Origin of the sequence: Pedobacter sp. HMWF019 (genome assembly GCF_003061025.1) — a bacterium.
Classification (GTDB): domain Bacteria; phylum Bacteroidota; class Bacteroidia; order Sphingobacteriales; family Sphingobacteriaceae; genus Pedobacter.
In genome coordinates this window covers 1-8,041 of the sequence record NZ_QAIL01000388.1, presented here as the reverse complement: position 1 = coordinate 8,041, position 8,041 = coordinate 1, and the positions used below count along the sequence as shown (strand labels likewise).

At 38.6% G+C, this 8,041-nt stretch carries 2 protein-coding genes; both read left to right on the top strand.

Annotation, left to right across the window (positions count from 1 at the left end; all coding sequences use genetic code 11):
- The first annotated feature begins 295 nt into the window (after positions 1 to 295).
- Positions 296 to 4,075 (top strand): PKD domain-containing protein, encoded by a 3,780-nt coding sequence (locus DBR11_RS21175; protein ID WP_158275350.1) that lies wholly within the window; start codon positions 296 to 298, stop codon positions 4,073 to 4,075.
- Between the two features lie 33 nt (positions 4,076 to 4,108).
- Positions 4,109 to 7,942: a DUF6443 domain-containing protein gene (locus DBR11_RS21170; RefSeq protein WP_158275349.1), complete on the top strand. Its 3,834-nt coding sequence runs from the start codon at positions 4,109 to 4,111 to the stop codon at positions 7,940 to 7,942.
- Positions 7,943 to 8,041 lie beyond the last annotated feature (99 nt).

Below are 8,041 nucleotides of genomic sequence, written 5' to 3'. Positions count from 1 at the left end.
ACCATAGATAGCCATTAGATTGATTTTTGTAGAAATTATTAATCTGTAAATCAGTGTGTTGAATTATTTTAAACTCTTTTTTTTAAAAAAAAATCCCAGTGCAGTACCACTGCACTAAGTCTTTTTACATTCGCCGATATTTTATAATATCAGCATGAAGGATAATTTACTCTTTTCAATCTCTTCCTCAAAGCCAGGAAATATTAGGCAATTCTTTATAAGAAAAAACAAGCGTCGTTTAAAACGTTCAGTTAGAATAATAGCCTTATCTATTTTAATTTTTACTTGTTGTGCGTTGAATAACTTGTGCGCACAGAATGTGGTTAGCATTGATAACTTTACAGGAAGAGCTCGGGTCAGTATTCCTGTTTATACCCTAACAGACGGAGATTTAAAAATTCCAATCAGTTTAGATTATTCGGCAGCGGGAATTAAAGTTGGTGATGTAAATGGTTTTGTAGGCTGGAATTTGACAGCAGGAGGTTATATCACCCGGATTCTCAAAGATCTTCCAGATGAATATAGCAATGGAGGTTGGTTGTATGGATCTAATGCAGCCCAGGTAGAATCTTTCACAATAGCTAATGGAACAGGTTCAAATTGCGCAGGCGAGATTGCGGACATGAATTATATCTCCGCTAATTTCCCTGCGAACAAAGACGCTGAACCAGACATTTTTGCTGTCTCTGCACCTGGACTATCCTGTCAGATTGTATTTGATAAAGATCACCAACCGAGGATCATTCCCTATAGGGACTACACCATTACATATGTAAAAGATGCAAATAATATCACCTCTTTCACCATAACTACCGATCAGGGAATCAGTTTTGTCTTTTCTAACGGAGATCCTGTAACAAAGTTGGTAAAAGGCTCTTCACCTTATTTCTCTCGGGAAGCCGCTCAATACAGCTCTGCAATTAGCTATATTTCTACCTGGTATCTAAGCCAAGTAAAAACAGTTAAAGGAGAACGTATTGATTTTACTTATGGGTATTCGTCTTCCAATAATGGCGATTCTCAAGATAAAGTTATAGAGAAGAATTCTGCAGGTAACTTTGTTAAAAACAAACTAAATCGGGTTTCTATGTTAGGGTCTAAGAAATTTGTGACCAGAATTCAAACCAGGAACAGCGCTGTAAATTTTAATTATACCACTCCAATTACTGATAATCCTATTTTAACATCCATCTCTATTCCAGGCAACCGGACGATGGCATTTTCTTATAAGATTATTAATCAGAGAATCTTCCTGACTTCAATGGGGGAGACAGGATGCGATGCACTGCCCCCTCACCAATTTTCCTACCATGGTATTGATTTTCAAAATTCAACAAGCATATTGCCAGACTCCTCCTCTAAAAAGCAAGACCTATGGGGCTTCTATAATGCAGCTGCAGACACCATATTGACACCTAAAATCTATGTCTATCCGTATAATACCAGCTACCCAAACCTTGAGCGTTATCGTATAAACCCTATACCCAATTATTCCGGAACGTATTTCATCATACCAGGAGCAGACAGACAGGTCAATCCAAACACCGTGATGTCGGGTACACTTAATAAGATTATATATCCTACCGGAGGCAGTACCTTAATAGAATATGAACCAAATAATTATTATGACAGTAGTGCACAAAGCACTTATAATGGAGCAGGAATAAGGGTTCGGAGGATTACAGACTCAGACGGACTGAATTCTTCCAATGATATCACAAAAGAGTTCAGTTACACAAATCCTTCCACTTCAGTAACTAGCGGGAAGTTACTTCATCTACCATCATTTGCTTTTGCAAAACCATATACCGGAGGCCCGGCAGGCACCCAATCTTACTGGGAATATTCTACAGTTCGATCAGAGACAGACCTTTCCATTGAGTCAACAGATATTATTTATGGCTTTGTAACAGTAAAACAGAGCGGTTTAGGAAAAACAGTCTACGAATACAGTACACCAGGCACTTTTTGGGACACATCCTCTGGCGACTGGACCCCCTCTATAAATTATATAGGCAGACCAGGATGTACAAACTCCGGAGAGCTCGCCAACAGCAAAGATACTTATCCATATGCCCCAAATCCTAACTACGACTTTGAAAGAGGGCTATTGAGATCCATTGCCACCTATAACGAGAATAATAACATAGTTAGCAAAAGTGAATTTACCTACCAGCGAACCAATTCGCCAGGACTAGTACGCGGCTTAAGGATTGATGACCTGAATGGCTTTAAAACCTACACAAAATATAACCTTATCACATCGGTAGATAACTTAAACATATCTGAAAAAAGTACAGTTTATGATTTGAATGATGTGACCAAATCTACTGAAAACTTAACTAGCTATTCCTACACGAGCCAATTTCACAAAAACAGAACAAAAACATCTTCTGTAAACAGTGAAGGTGTTATTAATAATACTTACGCAAAGTATGTTAAAGATTATTCAGCGTCCGCCTCCGGGGATGTACAGAATAAAGCCTTGTTTGGTTTACAAGGACAAAATTTAAATGCTGTAGTGGAGGTTTATAGTTCAATTATAAAACCAGGAGAATCAGAAAAGTTCATGTCTGGAAAGTTGACAAAATTCCAAACAACCACCATAGATAATAATCAACTCCTGTATGCCCCAGTACAAAACCTTCAGTTTATCAATCATGAAGGAACAACTACATTTCAACCCTCCAACATTATTTCCGGGGGTGTTTTTCAAAACGATGCTAATTATATTCCAGTTGTTAATTATGGGGACTATAACAAGTTTGGATTAGCCACCACCATCAGTAATAAAAACAAAAGTCTTCAATCCTATCACTTTAGTTTAGGCGGAAATGTTACACTGGCCAATATTTCCAATGCTCGTGCAAACGAGGTCGTTTACTCCAGTTTCGAAGGGAATGAAGATCCACTAACCAGCTTTTCTGCCCAGAATGCGAGTTCTATTCCAGATTCACACACAGGGAAATCCGCACTAAATGCCAATCCCAGTTCGTTTATTCAAGCGAGTATAAAAAAAGGCGCAGCCAAAAATTATGTGTTCTCCTGTTGGCTTAAACCTTCTGTCGCTGGTACCATCTCTCTGATTTTAACAAGTACCTCATCTGTCATAAAAAGCTACACGTTACCTTATGCCATATCTGGAGCATGGACATATTATGAGCTCAAAGTTCCAATCACTGAAATGACAGATGATTTTACTATTAAAGCCCAGCCAAGTACAAATCTGCTTTTAGATGACGCGTTATTCTATCCTGAGAATGCTAAAGTAAACACGTTTAGCTTTGATGATTTTTACAACAAGACATCTGAAACCAATTCTAATGGTTTAACAATGTACTACGAATATGATAGACTTGGAAGGTTAAAGATGACCAGAGATCAAGATAAAAACATCATAAAAAAAGAGACTTATTCCTCTTACAACACCGGATTGCCTGTCGTTGCTCCAGTATCGTTCGGATATGTGAAAGCAAAAGCACTGGATGGCATAAGCCTCCCATTTACGGTTGAGTCCGGCGCTAACCCTTGTATAATTGGTTTAACCTATACTTGGAATTTTGGTGATGGAACGGCAGTGATAAGCAGTTCGGATCTCACTATAGGCCACGTTTTTGCAAATGCTGGAACCTACAATGTAACGCTAACTGTAAGCCATCCGGTTTACGGAAGTCAAACTTCCAGTACGTCGGTTAACATTGGTCTTAGGCCACTCAATGTCTCCATTATAGGAACGGGTATTCTGACGATAGATAATTGCCATATTGAAGATCCGATAATTGGCACATACCCTGGTCTGCCAAGCGACAGAAATCATACGTACTTTAATGTTACCTCTATTACAGGATGCGACCCCGGAGCTACCTATACTTATCTGTGGCAAGCTTCTAGTGATCAGATCAACTGGACTACAGTGGGAACCGGTTCTTCCAGAACTACAACAGTTAATCCCTCACAGAATGCAAATTCCTATTGGATAAAATGTACCGTAACCTCATCCTGTGGAAGGGTAGGTACCTCTGAAATTTCTCAATTCATAGGGTATTATAGCAGTCCAAACTGTCCTCACAGATAATTTCACATGATTCATTATTTAAAAGACATAAAGATGAATATCTCAAAATCAATTCTACTTATCGGTACATTTGGATGCATATTGTCTGAAAGTAGCGCCCAAAATATCAATAGACTTTCCTTTCAGCAAACTGAAATTATCAAAATTGAAAACATTAAATCAGATATAGAGACTTACTCCCTTAACGCTGAACAAAAATCAACCACAATCCAGTATTTTGACGGTTTAGGGCGAACGGTTCAATCTACAGTTAAGCAGGGAAGTCCATTAAAGAAAGATGTCATAGGGGCCGTAGCTTATGATCAATTTGGAAGGCAATTGTACAATTATCTTCCATATGTTTCCGGAACTTCAGATGGTTCCTATCAAAGCAATGCAATTACTACGGCCCAGCCGGCCTTTTATGCCAACGGTTTGACAGATAAAATTGCTGATGACAGCAAGCCATATCTAAAGAATGAGTATGAAAATAGCCCAGTACAAAGATTGCTTAAAATAGGAGCTGTAGGGGAGGGTTATCAACCCGGTGAGCATTACAGTTCAGTTAATTATCGAACCAATACAACGGCAGATAACGTCAGGATCTGGAAATCAGACGGAACCAGTAACGTGGTATATGGTGCAGGTAGTTTACAGATTACCGAATATACCGATGTGAACGGAAATAAATCATTAGCCTTTAAAAACAAGAGTGGACAGTTGATCTTAAAAAGACAGCAGGCAGATGAAACAGTAGGTGGTGTTTCAGAAGCTTATTTTGAGACTTACTATATTTATGATGATGCTGGGAATGCAAAATATATTTTACCTCCCAAAGTTGTTTCTCAAATGAAGACTTCGGGCTCCTGGGCATTGAATGCAGCTATGTTAAACGATCTGGTATTTAGTTATGTATACGACATTCTGGGACGCGTTATAGAAAAGAAAATCCCTGGTAAGGCTGTTATTTATATTGTTTATGATTCGCTTGATCGTCCTATCCTTGTACAAGATGGAAATACAAGAAAGTACAATAAATGGTACTATATGAAATACGATAGTGAGCAGCGTGGTATTAGTGAAGGAATTTATGCCGATGCGGTATATACAAACAGGGTTGCCATGCAAAATTACATCAATAGCCTTAATTTTAATGTGCTGTATTATGAAGAACGCCAGGCCGGAGCTATTTATGGTTATAGTAACCAGGCTTTTCCAACAAACGGGATAGAAGAATTAAGCTATTATTACTATGATGATTACGATCTGAATAATGATGGAGCAAGAGATTATTCATATCAGCTACAGTCCTTAACAGCAGAAGGTATCGTATCCTATCAGGTAAGAGGACTTTTAACGGCAGCTAAACGGAAAATTTTAAACACAAATACCTGGCTTACAACCGTCAGTTTTTACGATAAAAGAGGGGCTGTAATACAAGTGGTGGGTAATAATCAATTGAACTCCGCTTTAAACGATAGCAAAACCCTGGTTAAGGATTTTGCAGGACAAGTAATGCAAAGTAAAATCATCAAGAAGGTTGCTTCTGGTACAACAACAGTTTTAAGTAGTTATGCCTATGATCATATGGGACGTATTTTGAGTATCGATAACGCTTACAACGGTGCCGGTCCAATTAGAACCGCAACTTATGAATACAATGAACTTGGCCAGCTTGTTAAAAAGAAATTACATAGCAACAACCCATCTTTAAGCCTCCCTTCAGATGTCATTTTAAACGCCAGCAATAGTGTAGCAAGTGGTAGCACAAGTCATATTCAGGCACAGAGTACAATTACTCTCTCAGATGGATTTAATGCCGCGGCAGGATCAAATTTTAGCGCATCGATTTCTTCTGGTGGTTATTTACAGAACATAGATTACCGCTATAATATCCGTGGGCAGATGACCAGCATAAATAACAGCAGTCTGACTATTGATGATAAAAACGGCGACAGTAATGATGTTTTTGGAATGGAGATTTTATACGACCAAAAGGACGCGGTCTTAAACAATGTGAATTATTACAATGGATTAATCTCTGCGGTCAAATGGATGAGCAAGGGGCCAGTGACGAAAGAACGAAGTTACAAATTTGACTATGATAAATTATATCGTTTAAAAAACGCTAATTTTGCCGATAGGACAGAAGGTAATTCGGGTTGGAGCGGTACTTCAGGATTTGACGAGAAAAACATTACTTATGATCAAAATGGTAATATAATGACGCTAAAACGTAACGCTCTTCTGAGTAATGTAATAACCGAGGTCGATGACCTGAACTATAGCTATACCGGAAATCGGTTAGATAATATAAGCGATGGTTCAGGTGGAAATTATGCAGCCACCGGATTTCGAAACCTCACCGGATCTGTTGCTGCCTATGGATATGACGACAATGGAAACTTGATCACAGACCCCAAAAAGGGTTTATCCATTGCTTATAACCTCCTGAATAAAACAGATAAAATTACCATTACAACCTCGGCAAGTCGTTATATTAACTACACTTATGATGCTGCGGGAGTTTTACTTAAGAAACAGTTGTTTGATAATAATGTAGCGGGAAAATCTACTGATTATATAGATGGCTTTGTATATGAGAATGGAGTTTTAGCTTATTTTTCCATGCCTGAAGGAAGAGTAAGAAACACCGGAGCAGAGCTTAAACCCGAATATATGATCAGGGACCATCAGGGTAATGTACGGGTAAGTTTTGAAGATCAGGGAGGAGTAGCAGTTGTGCGCCAGGAAAACAGCTATTATCCATTTGGAATGGTTATGCCCGGTAGTAACATTGCTACCCCAACAACACCCAACAACAATTTGTATAATGGAGGTTCGGAGTGGCAAAATGATTTTAGCAATTTACCAGATTATTATAATACTTATTATAGAAACTACGATGCCGCACTTGGTCGTTTTATCTCAGTAGACCCTAAGGCTGAGGGAGATTTGGATCAAACACCCTACCATTATGCATTGAATAATCCTTTAAGTTACAATGATCCATTAGGGGATAAACCTTATCCTATGAGATCTAGTTCTATATTTGCAGGGTTAGAGTCGAGCTACCGTGGGGGTAATGGAGGCGGAGGCGGATATAGCGTTAGTAGTTATCTCCAGCAGCGATATGACAAGATGATGGAACGCCAGAATAGTCGTGGGGAATGGAACGAGTATCTTGGACAATATATGCCAACGGAGAAAGAAGTCAATGACGTGATTGCTAAGTATGGTGTCACTTATAGTATTACTCCGGAGATAGCAAGTGCGATGGCTGGAAGAAATATGACCTATGAAAATGGGGAACTAGGTTATTATAAGAACACAGGGATTAACTTTTACAATGCGCAACATGAAGGTGTTACTGATGCGGATGGTCACTATCTTGGAAATTCTTATCATACCTATGAATTTGTGGCTTTGCAGGGCGCCAATCAGGGAGGAAGTTTAAATAGTTCTATCGACAGTTTTAATACCGGACTTGGAACATTTGCTTTAGGACAGGGGCAATTGCAGTTTTTTTATGAAGCTACTGTTGTTTCAGAAACAAGCGCAACCTTTTCAAATATAAGTAGAATTAGTAAACTTCGTGCCCTTGGACGATCCGCTGGTGTCTTAGATGGCTTACAGGCGGTTGGAAAAGTTGCTAATTATGCAGCACTTGGTGTTGTAGCGGGTAAGGTTTTATATAATCAAGAAGTAAAACCTTCTGATATATTAGATGGAGTCATAGGCGGAGCTGCTTTTATTCCAGGATGGGGATGGGGAGTAGCTGGACTTTACTTTATTGGCGATCTTGCTACAAAGTCTATTACAGGAGAGTCAATCGGGCAACATCTCAATGATTATTATGGTGATAAGGCAATTGTATCTTGGAAATAAAAATATTATTACTTTTTAAAAAATGATTAGTTATTTTGATTATATATTTTATAGGATGTACACTTTTTACAAAAAAAAGGGCGATGGTCAACCTATAAT